Source organism: Bradyrhizobium sp., assembly GCF_049512235.1.
GTDB lineage: Bacteria > Pseudomonadota > Alphaproteobacteria > Rhizobiales > Xanthobacteraceae > Bradyrhizobium.
This window is the reverse complement of sequence record NZ_JBEKXH010000101.1, coordinates 1-16,771: the sequence shown is the minus strand read 5'-3', so window position 1 is coordinate 16,771 and position 16,771 is coordinate 1. Positions and strand designations below refer to the sequence as shown.

Annotated in this window: 18 protein-coding genes; 11 read left to right on the top strand and 7 right to left on the bottom strand. The window is 63.8% G+C overall.

The window, feature by feature from the left end; genetic code table 11:
* Together ABSG20_RS12090 and ABSG20_RS12085 are read left to right on the top strand one after the other, a co-directional pair.
* On the top strand, nt 1–256 hold a 256-nt coding region (locus ABSG20_RS12090; protein WP_423864730.1), incomplete at its 5' end, for a glutathione binding-like protein.
* A 153-nt stretch (nt 257–409) separates the two neighbouring features.
* Nucleotides 410–1,105: a glutathione S-transferase family protein gene (locus ABSG20_RS12085; RefSeq protein WP_423864729.1), complete on the top strand. Its 696-nt coding sequence runs from the start codon at nt 410–412 to the stop codon at nt 1,103–1,105.
* A 54-nt stretch (nt 1,106–1,159) separates the two neighbouring features.
* Here the strand turns inward: ABSG20_RS12085 and ABSG20_RS12080 are convergent, their stop codons facing one another.
* The gene (locus ABSG20_RS12080; protein WP_423864728.1) at nt 1,160–1,837 is read right to left on the bottom strand and encodes an HAD family hydrolase; all 678 of its coding nucleotides are present in this window, start codon (nt 1,835–1,837) and stop codon (nt 1,160–1,162) included.
* A gap of 20 nt (nt 1,838–1,857) precedes the next feature.
* Entirely contained in the window at nt 1,858–2,049 is a 192-nt protein-coding gene (locus tag ABSG20_RS12075) for a cysteine-rich CWC family protein (RefSeq protein WP_423864731.1), read from the bottom strand.
* Between the two features lie 114 nt (nt 2,050–2,163).
* Between ABSG20_RS12075 and ABSG20_RS12070 the strand changes: the two genes are divergently transcribed.
* Nucleotides 2,164–3,705: a DUF1800 domain-containing protein gene (locus ABSG20_RS12070; RefSeq protein WP_423864727.1), complete on the top strand. Its 1,542-nt coding sequence runs from the start codon at nt 2,164–2,166 to the stop codon at nt 3,703–3,705.
* Nucleotides 3,702–4,931, top strand: coding sequence for a DUF1501 domain-containing protein (locus ABSG20_RS12065; RefSeq protein ID WP_423864726.1), 1,230 nt, complete (start codon nt 3,702–3,704; stop codon nt 4,929–4,931). The genes ABSG20_RS12070 and ABSG20_RS12065 overlap by 4 nt, the downstream gene beginning before the upstream one ends.
* Nucleotides 4,932–5,083: 152 nt before the next feature.
* Here ABSG20_RS12065 and ABSG20_RS12060 read toward each other — a convergent pair whose 3' ends face one another.
* From ABSG20_RS12060 to ABSG20_RS12040, 5 genes are all read right to left on the bottom strand, one after another.
* The gene (locus ABSG20_RS12060; RefSeq protein ID WP_423864725.1) at nt 5,084–6,022 is read right to left on the bottom strand and encodes an aldo/keto reductase; all 939 of its coding nucleotides are present in this window, start codon (nt 6,020–6,022) and stop codon (nt 5,084–5,086) included.
* An 87-nt stretch (nt 6,023–6,109) separates the two neighbouring features.
* Complete coding sequence (locus tag ABSG20_RS12055; RefSeq protein ID WP_423864724.1) at nt 6,110–6,280, bottom strand: hypothetical protein; 171 nt, start codon at nt 6,278–6,280, stop codon at nt 6,110–6,112.
* Nucleotides 6,281–6,508: 228 nt separating this feature from the next.
* Entirely contained in the window at nt 6,509–6,685 is a 177-nt protein-coding gene (locus ABSG20_RS12050; protein WP_423864723.1) for a hypothetical protein, read from the bottom strand.
* 136 nt (nt 6,686–6,821) lie between these two features.
* Nucleotides 6,822–7,475: a glutathione S-transferase family protein gene (locus ABSG20_RS12045; protein WP_423864722.1), complete on the bottom strand. Its 654-nt coding sequence runs from the start codon at nt 7,473–7,475 to the stop codon at nt 6,822–6,824.
* Nucleotides 7,476–7,729: 254 nt separating this feature from the next.
* Nucleotides 7,730–8,959: a glycosyltransferase family 87 protein gene (locus ABSG20_RS12040; RefSeq protein ID WP_423864721.1), complete on the bottom strand. Its 1,230-nt coding sequence runs from the start codon at nt 8,957–8,959 to the stop codon at nt 7,730–7,732.
* Between the two features lie 224 nt (nt 8,960–9,183).
* On the opposite strand from ABSG20_RS12040, the gene ABSG20_RS12035 reads away from it, so the two are divergent.
* The 7 genes from ABSG20_RS12035 to ABSG20_RS12005 all read left to right on the top strand — a co-directional run.
* Nucleotides 9,184–10,386: a pyridoxal phosphate-dependent aminotransferase gene (locus ABSG20_RS12035; RefSeq protein ID WP_423864720.1), complete on the top strand. Its 1,203-nt coding sequence runs from the start codon at nt 9,184–9,186 to the stop codon at nt 10,384–10,386.
* Between the two features lie 125 nt (nt 10,387–10,511).
* Nucleotides 10,512–11,012, top strand: coding sequence for a DUF992 domain-containing protein (locus tag ABSG20_RS12030; RefSeq protein WP_423864719.1), 501 nt, complete (start codon nt 10,512–10,514; stop codon nt 11,010–11,012).
* A 207-nt stretch (nt 11,013–11,219) separates the two neighbouring features.
* Nucleotides 11,220–11,705, top strand: coding sequence for a DUF992 domain-containing protein (locus ABSG20_RS12025; RefSeq protein WP_423864718.1), 486 nt, complete (start codon nt 11,220–11,222; stop codon nt 11,703–11,705).
* A gap of 138 nt (nt 11,706–11,843) precedes the next feature.
* On the top strand, nt 11,844–13,892 hold the full coding sequence (locus tag ABSG20_RS12020) for an elongation factor G (RefSeq protein WP_423864717.1): 2,049 nt from the start codon (nt 11,844–11,846) through the stop codon (nt 13,890–13,892).
* Nucleotides 13,893–14,461: 569 nt separating this feature from the next.
* Complete coding sequence (locus tag ABSG20_RS12015) at nt 14,462–15,250, top strand: GNAT family N-acetyltransferase (protein WP_423864716.1); 789 nt, start codon at nt 14,462–14,464, stop codon at nt 15,248–15,250.
* Nucleotides 15,251–15,353: 103 nt separating this feature from the next.
* Nucleotides 15,354–16,196 (top strand): shikimate dehydrogenase, encoded by an 843-nt coding sequence (locus tag ABSG20_RS12010; RefSeq protein ID WP_423864715.1) that lies wholly within the window; start codon nt 15,354–15,356, stop codon nt 16,194–16,196.
* Nucleotides 16,197–16,213: 17 nt separating this feature from the next.
* On the top strand, nt 16,214–16,771 hold a 558-nt coding region (locus ABSG20_RS12005), incomplete at its 3' end, for a hypothetical protein (protein ID WP_423864714.1).

Sequence of the window (16,771 nt, the reverse complement as noted above, 5' to 3'; positions counted from 1 at the left end):
CGAATTCATCGCCGGCGACTATTCGATCGCGGACATGGCGAGTTATCCCTGGGTGGTGCCGTACAAGAACCAGGGCCAGGACATCGACGATTTCCCGCATCTGAAGCGCTGGCTGGAAACCATCCGCGAGCGGCCGGCGACGGTGCGCGCCTATGCCAAAGCCAAGGAGGTCAATCCGAATTACGGCCAGCCCACCATCCGCACCGAGGAAGAGCGCAAGTTGTTGTTCGGGCAGACCGCGGCGGTGGTGAAGTAGTGCACGCGCCGTTCGCGTCATCATTGCTCCATCGCCCGTCATTGCGAGCGCAAGCGAAGCAATCCATGGTTCAGCAGGTACCAAGCATGGGTTGCTTCGTCGCAAGAGCTCCTCGCAATGGCGATTGAGAGGTCCGAGCAAGGCATCCACACCATGACACTCCAACTATTCGAACTGGTCGGTACAGACCCGGCGCGTCCGTTCAGCCCGTTCTGCTGGCGGACGCGGATGGCGCTGGCGCATAAGGGACTGTCGGCGGCATCGATCCCGTGGTGCTTTACCGAAAAGGCCGCGATCGCCCCGCACCATTCCGAAAAGGTACCGGTGCTGATCGACGGCGAAACCTCGGTCGCCGATTCCTGGACGATTGCGAATTATCTGGAAGACCGCTATCCGGACCGGCCGTCACTGTTCGGCGGCGAGGGCGGCCGCGCCATGGCGCGGTTGATCAACTGGTGGGGCGATATCGCCGTGATCGGCGGAATGTTTCCGCTGATCGTCGCCGACATCCCCGCGCATCTGAAGCCGGTCGATGCGGCCTATTTCCGCAGCACACGCGAAGCGAGGTTTGGCAAGCCGCTGGAAGAAGTGGTGGCCGGGCGTGAAAATTCGGTCGAAGGTTTTCGCCGGGCGCTCGAGCCGATGCGGCTGACCCTGAAAACCCAACTCTATCTCGGCGGCGCCGCGCCGAACTACGCCGATTATATTGTGTTCGGCGCCTTCCAGTGGGCGCGCGTCGTCAGCCCGTTCAAATTGCTGGTCGAGAGCGACCCGGTCCGTGCGTGGCGCGAAAGGCTGCTCAACGCTTTCGACGGCATGGCGCGGAACTCGCCGGGCTACGAGGTGTAGCTGCGCGATGGGCGGTTTCGCCTCGGGGAGCGACCAGCTCCAGCACCATGATCGCTAGCGTCCGAGCCGGCCACGCTCCCTCAGCATGGCCAGTGCGGCGTGGAGGTCGGGCAGCACGGCCGCACACTTCGCGCGGGTTTCGTCGGTAGGCGGCAGAATGTCCGGCACCATGATCGGGATGGCGCCGGCGCCATGCGCGGCGGTGATGCCCGGATTGGAATCCTCGATCGCCACGCAGGCTTGCGGCGCGAAGCCGAGCCTCGCTGCCGCCAGCAGATAAAGATCGGGACTGGGCTTGCCGCGTTCGACATCGTCCCGGGTCAAGATGGTTTCAAAGCGTGATCTGATGCCGCCGAGCGTCAAATGCTCGTCGGCGGTGCGCCGCGTCGATGAGGTGACGATCGCCATCGGATAGTCCGCCGCGTGCAACGCGTCGAGCAGTTCGATCACCCCACTTTTCAAAAGCCTCCCATCCTGAAGCATCTCGTCGCGCTTCAGGGCGAACACCCTGGTGACATCGGGCAGCGGAAAATCCTCGCCGTAGCGGCCGCGCAGCAGAACCTCGCATTGCGGGCCGGGGAGGCCATGCATCGCGTGCCCCATCGCCCGGGCGTCCGCATAGCCGAACGCAGTCAACGCCGTGACAAGACTCTCGAGATAGACCCTTTCGGTATCGAGCAGCGTGCCGTCCATGTCGAGCAGGACCGCGCTGATGTCCCAGTCTGGCGTCACGTTGGTTTTCCCGGGTTGGGTCAGGATCGAATATTTGTGCCTGCCAGCTTGCGCAGGCAATCGCGGCAAAGGCAATCGTCGCCCTTGACCGGCGTCGGAAGCAGGGCGGTTTCCTCGGCGCACCAGCATTGCCCTGAACGGCCGCAGGTGAATTCCGTTCCGCATCGGGAACAAATGAGGCGGCGCGAGGAATTTTCTAACCAATTTGTCATGAAGGGAAGCGAATTCCGGCCGTGTTTTAATGTCGGGTTCACGTCGAAGGGAGCTACATTGCGCCCTCAGATATACGCTCACGACGGCGCAAGGGAAGCCCGAAGGAAACTGCAATGGCCCGCGATGCGCGATCCGCGCTTGTCGCACTCAACCGCTTCGGGTTTGGCGCGCGCGGCGGCGCGTCGGGCGATCTGGTCAATGCGGCATCCGACCCCCGTGGTTTTGTCAAAGCCGAATTGAGCCGCCCCGACGGTGTGCTGCTGGAGATGCCGGGACTGCTGTCGACCCCGGCATTGGCGGAGGCGGTGTTTGCCTATCAGGCCGAGGTCAAGCAGGCGCGCGAGGCGGCCGCGAAGGCCGGCGCCCCCGAGGCCGCGCAAGCCACGCCGGCGCGGCGAAGCCTTTCGCTCGACCGTGCCGCAATGGCGATGGCGGGAAAAGAGCCGGATATGAAGCCGCAGGACAGCGGCAATGCCAACGCGACCATGGCGGCGACCGAAGCGATGGCGCCGAACGCGGCAAAGCCGCCGCCGCAACCGCTCAACATCATTCAGAAGACCTATCGTGCCGAAGCGCTGGCGCGGCTGCAGCGCGCCTTCATCGCCGATTGCGGCTTCACCGAGCGGCTGGTGGCGTTCTGGTCCAACCACTTTTGCATCTCCGCCAACAAGGGCGAACTGGCGCGGATCTGGGCCGGCTCGTTCGAGCGCGAGGCGATCCGCCCTCACGTGCTCGGACGCTTCGGCGACATGCTCAGGGCGGTCGAGCAGCACCCGGCCATGCTGTTCTTTCTCGACAACCAGCAATCGCTCGGGCCGGAGTCGCGCGCGGGGCAAAACCGCAAGCGCGGCTTGAACGAAAACCTCGCCCGCGAAATCATGGAACTGCATACGCTCGGGGTCGGCGGCGGCTACACCCAGGAAGACGTGACCTCGCTGGCGCGCATCATCACCGGCTGGACCTTTGCCGGACGGCAGGGAAAGCTCGGAGCGCCCGGCAGCTTTGTCTTCAACCCCAATGCGCACCAGCCGGGCGCGCAGCTTCTGCTCGGCAAGACTTACGATGATGGCGGCGTCGCGCAGGGCGAGGCGGCCCTCTCGGATATTTCGCGGCATCCTTCGACGGCGAGATTCATCGCCACCAAATTCGTCCGTCATTTTGTCGCCGATGATCCGCCGCCGCTCCTGGTGCGGCGCCTGACGGAGGTATTCCAAAAGTCTGACGGCGATCTCAGGGCGATGACATCATCGCTGCTCAACTCCGACGAAGCTTGGCAGGCGCCGCTGACAAAAGTGCGCAGCCCCTATGAATTCCTGGTCGCGACCGGCCGGCTACTGGCCCGCATTCCCGATGAGCCCGGGCTCTATCTCAGCAGCCTCAATCTGTTGGGCCAACCGCTGTGGTCGCCGGCCGGGCCGAACGGTTTTCCCGATAGCAATGCGGCCTGGGCCGCGCCCGAAGGGATGAAGCTGCGGCTCGACATTTCGGCGCAAGTGGCCGCGCGTGCCGGCGGTGCGATCGACCCCCGCGATCTCCTGGAACTCGTCGCCGCCGACGCCGCATCGCCGGAAACGCGGCAGACCGTCGAGCGCGCGGAATCGCGGCAGCAGGCGCTGGCGCTGCTGTTGATGTCGCCGGAATTCCAGAGGAGATGACGATGGATCCAAGCGAAGTCCTGAGATCGCTGGCGCCTTCGCGCCGCGCGCTGCTGCTCGGCGGCGCGTCGTTCGCCGCCTGGGCCTATTTACCGAAATTCGCACGCGCCGCCGACGGACGTGACCCCAGGCTGATCGTGGTGATCTTGCGCGGTGCGCTCGACGGTCTTGCCACCGTCGCCCCGACGGGCGATCCTGACTATGCCGGCCTGCATGGTTCGATCGCGCTGACCGTGGACGGCCCGCACGCGGCGACGATGCTGGATTCCTACTTCGCGCTGCATCCGGCCATGCCGGAATTCGCGCGGATGTACCGGGAAAAGCACGCTGCCGTGATTCATGCGGTGTCGACGCCCTATCGCGACCGTTCGCATTTCGACGGCCAGGACGTGCTCGAAACCGGCTTTGCCGGTCCGGGCCGGGTACAATCCGGCTGGCTCAACCGGACGCTGGAGGCCTTGCCGCGCGGCGATCGGGTGACCAGCGGGCTTGCCATCGGTCCGACCACGCCCCTGGTACTGCGCGGCGCGGCACCGACGGTAGGTTGGGCACCGGTCGCGCTGCCGCAGGCCGACGACGACACCGCGATGCGACTGGTCGAGCTCTACAGCCATCGCGATCCCGCGCTGGCGTCGGCGCTGTCGCAGGGGCTGCAGCTCGACAAGGCGGCGCAGGGCGACGACATGAAGCCGAAGCCGGGCACCAACAATGCCGGCGCGATGCGGCTGGTGGCGCGCGGCGCCGCCAAATTGATGGCCGCCGACGACGGCCCGCGGATTGCCGCGCTTGCCTTCGATGGCTGGGATACCCACGCCAATGAAGGCGGCCCGGTCGGACGGCTGGCGCAGCTGTTGTCGGGGCTCGACGGCGCGCTCGCCGAATTTGAGAGCGGATTGGGCGAGCGCTGGCGCGACACTGCCGTGGTGGTCGCCACCGAATTCGGCCGCACCGCTCATATCAACGGCACCGAGGGTACCGACCACGGCACCGGCACCATCGCGCTGCTCGCCGGCGGCGCGGTGAACGGCGGAAGGGTGATCGCGGACTGGCCGGGGTTGAAGCCCGCCAATCTGTACGAGGGCCGCGACCTCGCCCCGACCACCGACCTGCGCGCGGTGATAAAGGGCGTGCTGCGCGATCATCTCGGCGTCGCCGAGCGCGTGTTGGCGGAAGCGGTGTTTCCGGACAGCGCGGCGGTGAAGGGGATGCAGGGGCTGGTGGGATGATGCCCGTCATTCCCGGCGCGAGTGAAACAAGCGAGCCCGGAAGTCATGAATCCGGGCCTGCACATCAGGCCGGCGATTGCCAACCCGATGCACATCAGCGCCAGCGTCAATCGGTCGCCGGCGTCAAGTAACCTGCATTTGTAGCTCGGCACCTATTTGGTGATCGCGTCGATCTCCGTCATCTCCTCCGCGCTCAGCTGCCAGCCGATCGCCTTGACGTTCTGCTCGACCTGCTCGACGCGGGTGGCGCCGGCGATCACGCTCGATACTTGCGGTCGCGACGCCAGCCAGGAGAATGCCAGCTCGAGCATGGTGTGGCCGCGCGCTTTCGCAAACGCCTGCAATTTTTCCACGATGTCCTCGTTGTGCGGCGTGACATAGCGGTCGCGCAACGCCGGCCACTTGGCGAAGCGGGTATCAGGGGGCGCGGCAGTACCGCGCTGGTATTTGCCCGTGAGAAGTCCGCTGGCGAGCGGGAAGAACGGCAGCAGGCCGAGATTGTATTGCTGTGCCGCCGGCAGCAGGTCCTTTTCGATCTCGCGCATCACCAGACTGTATTCGTCCTGGCACGAGATGAACGGATTGACGTTCAGTTGGCGCGCGGTGAGCTCGGCTTCGGCGACGCGCCAGGCCGGAAAATTCGAATTGCCGATATAGCGGACCTTGCCTTGCTTGATCAGATCCTCCAGCGTTCGCAGGGTTTCCTCGATCGGGGTCAGGGAATCGCAGTCGTGCTGCTGGTAGAGATCGATGTAGTCGGTCTTCAGCCGCCTCAGGCTGGCCTCGACCGCCGACAGGATATAGCGCCGCGACGCACCCTGCCTGGTGCCGTCCGTGCTCATCGGCTTGGAATATTTCGTCGCCAGCACGATGTCCTTGCGGCGGTCGCCGAGCACCTCACCCAGCACGGTCTCGGAACCACCCATGCCGGCATAGATATCGGCGGTATCGAACAGGGTGATGCCGAGGTCGATCGCCCGGTGGACGACCTTGCGCGAGGTTTCGAGATCGATGCGCTGGCCGAAATTGTTGCAGCCTAGACCGACGGCGGAAACCCGCAGGCCGGAGCCGCCGAGATTGCGAATTTGCATGGACCACTCCTCGCGAGGGTGAAGGACGAGACAGCATGCAATGTGGCCCGCACGCCCAGCGGCCGCAAGTGCGCGACGCTCCGTCGCTCAGGCCGGTTCCGGCAGCGGCCGCTCGGGTGTCGGTAGCGCCTTCGTTCGCTGCGGCGGCGTAGTGCGCAGTGCCGCGGCGCTCATGCGCCGTACCGTTTTCTCGGCCTCGCGCGTAATCGCCTTGCGATCCCAGCTTATGTCATAGGCTGTGGCCTCACTCCAGCTCACGACAACATCGACCGCTGCACCTGACGCCGATACGGCAGGGTCATAGACGACGTGGCCTGACGCAGGCGCAAAAAAATGCGGCCCCGGTCAGGCGCGGCGACTGACGGGGGACCGCTGGGGCGTGTGATCCGTGACGGGGGGCCTGATCAGACGCGAGCACAACCTAGCCTTGCTTTGTTACGTGCCCATGACAACCAAACTTATCCACAGGCAGAGAATAAATTTGCGTTAAGCCGGAATCGGCATTGCCATGGAAATCTTGATCGAAAGCATCGTGAGGGTAACGATCACACACAGCGACAACGCGCCGACCGCGAGCGTTGCCGCGACGGCGTCGGCCATGCGGGACGATGCGACAGGCGTGGAGCGGCTGTTAAACCCTGTTCCGCCAAGCGACCGTTTCATGGTCGGGTATCCCTAGAGATGCGCGGGCGAATCACCCGCTCTGATTGCAATGTGGCAGGAATCGCCGGCAATTTTGCGGCGGGGCTGGCTCGAAAATGGCAAAATGGGGGCAGAGCCATTGCCAGTTATTTCCGGCCTAAGCCTCGGCGGCGATGCCTGCCGCATCTTCGACTTCGGTGTCCGGGCGCCAATCCATGGCCACGAATCCAGGGGTTTGCTCGATCCGCCTCAACCAGGCGCGGATCGCGGGGAAAGTCGCAAGGTCGTAATCGCAGCGGTCGGCGACATGGGTGTAGCCGTAGAGCGCGATGTCCGCGACCGTAAGCTGGCCGGCGGCAAAGTATTTTTCGTTCTTGAGGTGGTTTTCCATCACCTGCAATGCGGCATAGCCGCGCTCCATCCAGTCTTCCAGCGCGTGGGTCTGCAGGTCGCGACCGCCCTTGACCAGCGCCAGCCAGAAATAGGCCGCGCCGATATTTGGTTCCAGCGCGTGCTGTTCGAAGAACATCCACTGCAGTGCTTCGGCGCGTTCGATCCGCGATTCCGGCGCCAACGAGGTACCACCGGCGACATACCAGAGGATGGCATTGGATTCGGCGAGGTAACGTCCGTCCGCGACTTCGAGCAGAGGCACCTGGCCGCTGGGATTCTTGGCTAGAAAATCCGGAGTACGGCTTTCACCGCGCAAGATGTCGATCTCGACGGCGCAATAGGGCGCGTTAAGCAAGGCCAGCGCAAGGCGGACCTTGTAGCTGTTGCCGGAACGCTGCATCGAATAGAGCTTGTACATTCGGATTCGCTCGATCCCGGATTCGTTCGATTGCTATGACGCAGCCTACATGTTCTCTAAGTTAGAAAGTCTTGCAAGTGCGAATGGCTTGCGACTGAGAAGGCTTGCAAGCGAGGGTCTTGTCAGCCTGCAACGCGGCTAAACAATGATGCTGATGCAGTTGGGTCGCAAGCCCCGCAACTATAAAAAGTAGACAACCGCTACCGCACTGCAACCACGGAGACGATTTTGCCAACACGCGTTGACAAATCAGATCACGCTTGCGCGATGCTCGGGACGCATACCGCTGACAACGCGCAATCAAGTGCCGCACGTCGCAGGGTGAAGACGTAAAGTGTCAGCAACATCAGCAGGCCAAGTGGTATACCAGTGATCCCGGCAACTGCGCGCGACAGCAAAGGCACGGTCCAGGCTGCGGCCAGCAGGCTGATCTCGTAGTCGCGGAAGCCGCTGCCGATGCCGTGGCGCACCATAAAGGCGATCGCGACCGCGAGCACGACGAGATCATAGTCCAGCACGTAGGGAGTAGCGAGCAGGCTTGCAGTTGCGAGCGCCGAGGCCTTGAGTTCGAAGGCAGCTTCGCTGTGCCACAGCCATGCCAGACTTGCCGCCAGCATCAGCGCCAGCGCGAGCTGAACGGCGTAGGCCAAGTGGATGCTGGCGCCCCACATCCGCGCCGCTGAAAATGCCGACTGGATTTTCTCCCAGCCGGTGCCGCCCTGCTCGAGCACCACGCTCTGGGTGAAGGTCAAGGAGTCCGCGAACGCGTGCCAGACGCCGCCGCCGAGCGTGATGAAGCTCAGGCCTACCAACGCTGCAACCGTGGCAGCGGCGGCGCCGATGGTGCCCCATCGTCCGCCCGCCAACAGCGCGATCGGAATCAGGACGCCGAATTGCGGTTTGTAGGCAAGGCAGCCGATCAAGAGGCCGGCGAGCCACGGCCGGCGGTCCAGGAGATGAAGGGCACCGCCGAGCAGCGCTGCGGTGAGAAACCCGTTCTGGCCATGGCCGATGTTGACGAACACCGCGGGGAAGGCCGCCGCGCCCAGTAGCGTTTCCCGACCGGGCAGGATCGCGCGCAGCGTCGCCAGATAGACCGCAAGGCTGGCCGCGAGCCAGATCAAAAGACCCCATGCATAGGGAACGGCGGCCACGAGAACGGCGACCGCAAAGAAAAACGGCGGATAATGCCAGCCGAAGAATGGCACCTCGCGGCCGTCGAATACGGCCCTCTGCGCGGCATGCTGCATTGCAGGTGCGTAGGCTGCCGCGGGCCGGCCTTGCCAGGTCAAGGAGCCGGCGGCGTAGACACTGGAGAAATCGGTGCCCAAGGGCTTGCCGTTGCGATCGATCAGGCCGTCGGACACGGCGATCCAGCCGGCCATGGCGAGAGCCGAGAGGCCGAGCAGGATCAGGCTATAGCCGCGCGCCCGCGCGGCGGTCAGCCATCGGCCAGATCGCAGACCTTGCCGGATATGAGTCATTTCGCCGCGGAACTTTATGAATGTTGCGCGGAGTCTAGCGGGTCGCCGTTTAACGTTCCCTAAAGGTTACCGGGTCGAGCCAACCTTCTTGCGATGCAGCGCGACGCGCTTTAGGGTGTCTCGATCCCCACAAAAAGAGTCGTGGATCGGTCTGGTGACTCTATTGGTGACACCATCGGTCTGGTGACGCGGGGTACGTTCATGATGTTTGTCAGGAGATAATGATGCCGTTTCTGTCCGCCGCACTCGACCGTGTGAAGCCGTCCGCGACCATCGCGGTAACGGATAAGGCGCGCGAGCTCAAAGCGGCCGGCCGCAACGTCATCGGCCTTGGGGCCGGCGAACCCGATTTCGACACCCCAGCCAACATCAAGCTGGCGGCGATCCACGCCATCGAAGCAGGAAAGACCAAATATACCGCGGTCGACGGTATTCCGGAGCTCAAGCAGGCGATCTCTGCGAAGTTTCAGCGCGAGAACGGCCTTAGTTACAAGCCGAACCAGATCATCGTCGGAACCGGCGGCAAGCAGGTGCTGTACAATGCCCTGATGGCGACCATTAACCCGGGCGATGAGGTCATCATTCCCGCCCCCTATTGGGTGAGCTATCCCGAAATGGTGGCGCTCGCCGGCGGCGAAGCGGTGCCCGTGGTGTGCACGGCGGCACATGGTTTTAAGCTGCAGCCGGATGCGCTCGAGAAAGCGATCACGGCAAGGACAAAATGGATCATCCTGTGCTCGCCGTCGAATCCGACCGGCGCCGCCTATACCCGCGGCGAGTTGAAGGCGATCACCGACGTGCTGGTGAAGCATCCCGACGTCTGGGTGATGACCGACGATATGTACGAGCACCTGGTCTATGACGACTTCGTGTTCACGACGCCGGCGCAGGTCGAGCCGAAATTGTACGATCGCACGCTGACGGTCAATGGCGTGTCGAAAGCCTATTGCATGACCGGCTGGCGTATTGGTTATGGCGGCGGCCCCAGCGAACTGATCAAGGCGATGGCGACGATCCAGTCGCAGTCCACCTCGAACCCTTGTTCGATTTCACAATGGGCGTCGGTCGAAGCGCTGAACGGTCCGCAGGATTTCATCCCGGTGAACAACAAGGCGTTCAAGGAGCGCAGGGATCTGGTGGTGGCGATGCTCAACCAGGCTAAGGGCATTGATTGTCCGCGGCCGCAGGGCGCGTTCTATGTCTATCCGTCGTGCGCCGGCACCATCGGCAAGACGTCGCCGTCCGGTAAGGTGATCGCCGATGATCAGGATTTCGTCACCGAGCTGTTGGAGAATGAGGGCGTCGCGGTGGTGCAGGGGTCGGCGTTCGGGCTCGGCCCGGCGTTCCGCATTTCCTATGCGGCCAAGAACTCCGATCTCGATGACGCCTGCAAACGCATCCAGCGATTTTGCGGCAATTTGAGATAGTCAATCACTTCGTCGTCGAGATCATGATGCCGTGACGGCGCCGTTTCGCAAGCGCCTTGTTTTCGACAAGGCGCTTGCCTTGGGTCCTCCCCGCAAATTCAGTTCGTGATGTGGAGATCGGATCGATGAGCTGCTTCAGACTTGGCGCGGCCGTTGCAGCGTTGTTGCTGCCCGTCGCCAGCGCCAACGCGTTGCCGGCGGTGCGCGCCGGCATTCTGCAATGCGAGGGCGGGCAGAATGTCGGCTTCGTGGTCGGCTCGGTGACCAGCCTGCAATGCATGTTTCATAGCGCTGGCCGTCGTCCCGAACCCTATATTGCTACCGTCCGCCGGTTTGGCGTCGATCTCGGCATCACCCAGCAGACCAAATTGACCTGGGCGGTGAACGCCCCGACCCGCGTCGTCAGGCATGGCGATCTCGCCGGCAGTTATGGCGGCGTCGGCGCCAATGCGTCGGTCGGGGTCGGATTCGGCGGCAACTTCCTGGTCGGTGGTCCCGGCAGTTCCTACGCGCTGCAGCCGATCGGCGTCCAGGGCCAGACCGGGTGGAACGTCGCTGCCGGTGTCACGGCAGTCGAACTGCTGCCGATACGATCAGCGCTTCGCGGCTTTAGCCGCTATCGCTGACGCCGCTGACCGACCGCGGATTTGATGATCAAGGCCGGGGCCAGCGGGTGTTTTGTTGACGACCCGCAATGACCTTTCGAATTTGAAATTTTGCGCCAATCTGGCACCGCCGCCGATGTTGTGGCATAGAAGGGCGAGCGCCCGGGGGCAATGGGGCTTTCCTCAACTCTCTGCTCGCATCACATCACTTCAGCCGGAGATTTCTTCATGCGCCATTCCATCATCTTTGCCGCGGTTGCGATCACAACGCTCGTTGCATCCGTCGCCGGTGTTCACGCCCAGCAGCCGATGCAGCGGGTCCAGGTTGGCGTTCTCGAATGCCGCGGCGGCGCCAGCGTCGGCTTCGTCGTCGGCTCGGTGACCAATCTCGGTTGCGTGCTGCGCATCGAAGGCCTGCCGGAGGACCGCTATATTGCGACCATCCGCAAGGTCGGCCTCGACCTCGGCATCACACAGGAATCGGCGCTTGCCTGGGGAGTCTACGCGCCGGTCGCGCGGCTCGGACCCGGCGACCTCGCGGGCAATTATGCCGGCGCGCAAGGCAGCGCTTCGGTCGGCGTCGGGGTCGGCGGCAATGTGCTGATCGGCGGATCGGATAATTCGATCGCGCTGCAGCCGCTCAGCGTGCAGGGCCAGGTCGGCGTCAACGTCGCGGCCGGGCTGGAAAGCCTGGAACTGCGGCCGGGGCGGTAGGCCGCCGCTTTAACTTCCCGCTGCCGGGACGCGCTTGCACTGCAGCGACGTTTTTCCGGCTTGCCAAATCGCTGGTGTAGGGGGAGCATCTGATAAGCCGACCCAATCAAGGGCCGAGCTCCCAACAAGGAGGCGGCGATGGGACAAGACGTCAGAAGTCCCCGCGGTCCACGGTGCATTGCACTGGTGGGCCCTTTCCAAAGCGGTAAAACCACGCTTCTGGAAGCGATATTGGCGCGCACGGGGGCGATCCCCCGCGTCGGCAGCGTCGAGGCCGGAACTTCCGTCGGCGATGCCAGCCCCGAGGCCCGCCGGCACAAGATGGGCGTCGGGCTCACCGCCGCCACAACGAGCTTCATGGGTGACAGTTATACGTTTATCGATTGCCCCGGCTCGGTCGAGTTCGCCCATGACATGCGCACCGCGATTCCGGCGGTCGATGCCGCGGTCGTGGTCTGCGAGGCCGATGAACGCAAATTGCCGCAGCTCCAGATTATCCTGCGCGAACTCGAGGATCTCGGCGTGCCGCGCTTTCTGTTTCTCAACAAGATCGACAGGGCCAACAAACGTATCCGCGAGACGCTCGCGACCCTGCAGCCGGCATCCCGGATCCCGCTGGTGCTCCGGCAGATTCCGATCTGGAACGATGATCTGATCGCGGGCTTCGTCGATCTGGCGCTGGAGCGTGCCTTCATCTACCGCGAACACAAGGCTTCCGAAGTCGTGGCGCTGGAAGGTGGCGACCTCGACCGCGAGAAGGAAGCCCGGTTCTCGATGCTGGAAAAACTCGCCGATCACGATGACGCGCTGATGGAGCAGTTGCTCGATGATATTCAGCCGCCGCGCGATGCGGTGTTCGACGACCTCGCCCGCGAATTGCGCGAGGGGCTGATCTGCCCCGTGCTGCTCGGTTCGGCGCTGCGCGAGAACGGCGTGCTGCGTCTGATGAAGGCGCTGCGGCATGAAGCGCCCGGGGTGGCCGAGACCGCCAAGCGCCTCGGCGCGCCGTCGACGCGGGATGCGCTGGGCTATGTGTTCAAAACAATGCATCTGCAGCACGGCGGCAAGCTGTCGCTCACGCGTATTCTCGCCGGCCATCTCGACGACGGCGCGACGCTGCAATCGTCATCGGGTGAGAGCGGCCGCGTCTCCGGCATCCTTGCGGTGAACTGCGCTCACGACACCAAGCGCGCTTCCGCCGAGGCGGGCGAAACGGTCGCGCTCGGCAAACTGGATACCCTCAAGACCGGCGAAACGCTCGCGAGCGGCAAGACCGCGCCGCCGGCGCTGGTGGGTGTCGCGCCGTCGGCGCCGGTGCTGGCGATGGCGCTTGCGGCCACCGACCGCAAGGACGACGTCAAACTCGGCCAGGCCCTGCTGCGGCTGAACGAGGAAGATCCCTCGCTGAGCATGATCCATAACGCCCGCACCCACGACATCGTGCTGTGGGGGCAGGGCGAGATGCATTTGCGGGTGGCGTTGGAACGCCTGCGCGACCGCTTCGGCGTCAACGTCAAATCGCAGCCGCCGGCGATCGGTTATCAGGAGACCATCCGCAAATCGATCACCCAGCGCGGCCGGCACAAAAAGCAATCCGGCGGCCATGGCCAGTTTGGCGACGTGGTGCTGGAGATCAGGCCGCTGCCGCGCGGCGGCGGCTTCGAGTTCCACGAAAAGGTCGTCGGCGGCGCGGTGCCGCGCAACTATATCGGCGCCGTGGAAGAGGGCGTGGTCGATGGATTGCTGCGCGGACCGCTCGGCTTTCCCGTCATCGATGTGGAGGTGACGCTGACCGACGGATCCTATCACAGCGTGGATTCCTCCGACCTCGCGTTCCGCACCGCGGCTCGGATCGGCGTCACCGAAGCGCTGCCGCAATGCCAGCCGGTGCTGCTGGAGCCGATTCACGTAGTCGAGATCGTCTGTCCCACCGACGCCACCGCCAAGATCAACGCCATCCTGTCGGGGCGGCGCGGGCAGATTCTCGGCTTTGATACCCGCGAGGGTTGGCCGGGATGGGATCGCGTCCGCGCCATGATGCCGGAAGCCGAGATCGGCGAGTTGATTGTGGAGCTGCGGTCGGCGACCGCGGGCGCCGGCAGTTTCACCCGGCAATTCGACCGCATGGCCGAGGTCACCGGCCGCGCCGCCGATCAGATCATCGCCGCGCGTCGCGTCGCGGCATAGAGGCAGGGATCATCACCCTCTTCACGAGGGTCGTGATCCACGGCGACCGCAGATCGGGCGGGCAAGAGCAAACTGGCGTGGAATTGGCGCTACGCGTTGTTCGCGGCCCGATTGATTGGTGTTGTAGCCACCCTCGGATAAAACGTGGCGGTTCAAGCCTCGGATCAAATGTGAAGACGATGCCGCGAGGCGAATGGTCGCGGCCGCCGCGGCCGTGCAGACGTGCTATGGTTCGCCCAACACCCGCCGCGAGGAATGGCCTGCTCGCGGAGTCCGGGGCGGTTTGCGAGCGACCATACGGGCCTGCTGAAACCGGTCGAAGCCTGTTGCGGGGTACGCGGTCGTTTGCTGGTCATCTGGCGCGATTTGAAATTTCTACCGGAGCGAGATGGCAAATTCAGTCGCGACCGGAGAGTGTGCGCTGACTGCAACTCTGCCCGGCGCCAGCCGTAGCTTTTCGGCGCGACTACGCTTTCCAAGACAGCCCCTTTCGTGAACACTGTGGTGGTGACGCGAGAAGTTGTCTTGGAATTCTGTTAAAGGGGCGCTCGCAGCACGTGAGGAGGGCAATGGACAAGATCGGTCTGGCGTTGAAACTGAAGCGGCTGGCGGCCTGGCTGGATGAGAGATGCCAGCCGGATAGTCTCATTCGAAAACAATTCCATGGCTTCCCGCTCGGCAATTGTTACGTCACCATCGATCCCGCCCGTCAGGGGCCGTTTGCTTCCGCCAACATGAACCGTGTTTACATGTGCGGAACGGAACCGGGAATGGAATCCGATAGCGTCGGGCGCTTGATCGATATGTTCGCAACCGAGGGCGTGAAGCGGTTCTTCGTCTGGCTCAGCCCTGGGCCCGAAATGGATGTGATGCGCCGCTGGCTGGAACATGGCGGCCTTTCCCGTATCCGGCGCACCGGCTATCCGACCCTGTGCCGCTGCAGTCACTCGCCGCTTCGGTTCCAAACTGATCTCGAAGTCCGGGAAGTCAGCGCCGAGGAAATAGAAGCGGCCAGCGATCAACTGGGCGAGACGGTGTGGCCGGAATATGCGAGGTCGGCCGGCGAGGAGGGCTTCTTCCATTACATGGCATTTGACGACGGACGTCCGGTGGCCATCGCCACCCTCTGCGTCTTCGAAGACCTTGGATACCTGATGGCCGCGGCGACCGCCGAGAGTCATCGCAAACGCGGCGCCCAGCAGTCCCTGATTGCGAAAAGGATAGAACGGGCCGAACAGCTCGGTTGTTCGGTCCAGGTCTCGGAAACGCTTTATATGCTTGAGCACTCCTTTCGGAATCTGCGGCGGGCCGGCTTCCAGGAGGTGTACGAGAAAGAGGTCTACGAGTGGAACGCCTGACAAGCCCCTGACCATTCACCTATAGCATTGACAGCGGATGCGGCTTATCCGATTTGAACAAGCGACGACGCCTTGGTTCCAGGGCGCTGCACCGGGATTGGCAATGACAGCCTCGAAAAAGGCCCGCGCCGCATGCCTGATCGGATGGCCGGCCGCGCATTCGCGGTCGCCGCTGATCCATCATTACTGGCTGCGGGCGCTTGGCATCGAAGGCGGCTATAGCATCGAGGCGGTGCCGCCCGAAGGCTTTGCCGAATTCGTGCTGCACTTGTCGAGCCACGGCTTTGTCGGCGCCAACATCACCATTCCCCACAAGGAGCGTGCGCTGTCGCTGTCGGTGCCGGACCCGCGCGCCCGCGCCGTCGGCGCCTCCAATACGCTGTGGTACGAGGGCGGCGAACTGCGCTCGACCAACACCGACATCGAAGGCTTCATTGACAATCTGGATGCCTGCGCACCGGGATGGCAAGCCGTTACCGATGCGCTGGTGCTCGGCGCCGGCGGCTCGTCGCGCGCGGTGGTGTTCGGATTGATCGAGCGCGGCATCCGGCGCGTGCATGTGGCAAACCGGACCTTCGAGCGCGCCCGCGTGCTCGCGGAACAGTTCGGCGACAACGTTCGTCCGGTTCCCTGGATCGCGGTCGGTGACCTGCTGCCCCGCGCCGGGTTGCTGGTCAATACGACGTCGCTTGGCATGCAAGGCCAGCCCGCGCTCGACGTCGATGTCGGCCTGCTGCCATCCCATGCCGTGGTCAGCGATCTGGTGTACGTGCCGCTACGGACGCCGATACTCGCGGCGGCGCAGGTGCGCGGACTCAAGATCGCCGATGGGCTCGGCATGCTGCTGCATCAGGCGGTGCGCGGGTTTCAACTCTGGTTCGGACAGCGGCCGGAGGTGACGCCGGAGCTTCGCGCGCTGGTCGAGGCCGATCTCACGAAACATTGAAAATCTGGGGAAAAACCATGCCGAAAGTTCCGTCGTTGGTGCTTTGCTCGCTGCTGGCGTCGCTGACAGCGCTGTCCGTTTTGGGATCGATGGCGTGGGCGCAACAGCCGCCGACAGTTCGTATCCGCGGCACCATCGAAAGCGTCGACGGACCGACGCTGTTAATCAACTCGCGCGAGGGCACCGACGTGATGGTCCGCATGACCGACAACGTGGCGGTGTTCGGCGTTGCCAAGACTGCGTTATCGGAAATCAAGCCGGGCTCTTATATCGGCGTGTCGGCGATGCCGCAGCCCGACGGCACCCAGAAGGCGCTCGCCGTCCATATTTTTCCGGAGAACCAGCGCGGTGCGGCCGAGGGTTTCCGGCCCTGGGACCTTCGCCCCGGTAGCACCATGACCAACGCCACCGTCGCCGAGACGGTCGCGGGCACCGATGGCCAGAACATCCTGGTCAAATACAAGGAAGGCGAGAAGAAAGTCGTGGTGCCGCCGGGCACCCCGATCGTCACCTTCGTTGTCGGCGACAAGTCAGAACTGAAGCCGGGCGCCAAGATCATCATCTTCGGCGCGCTC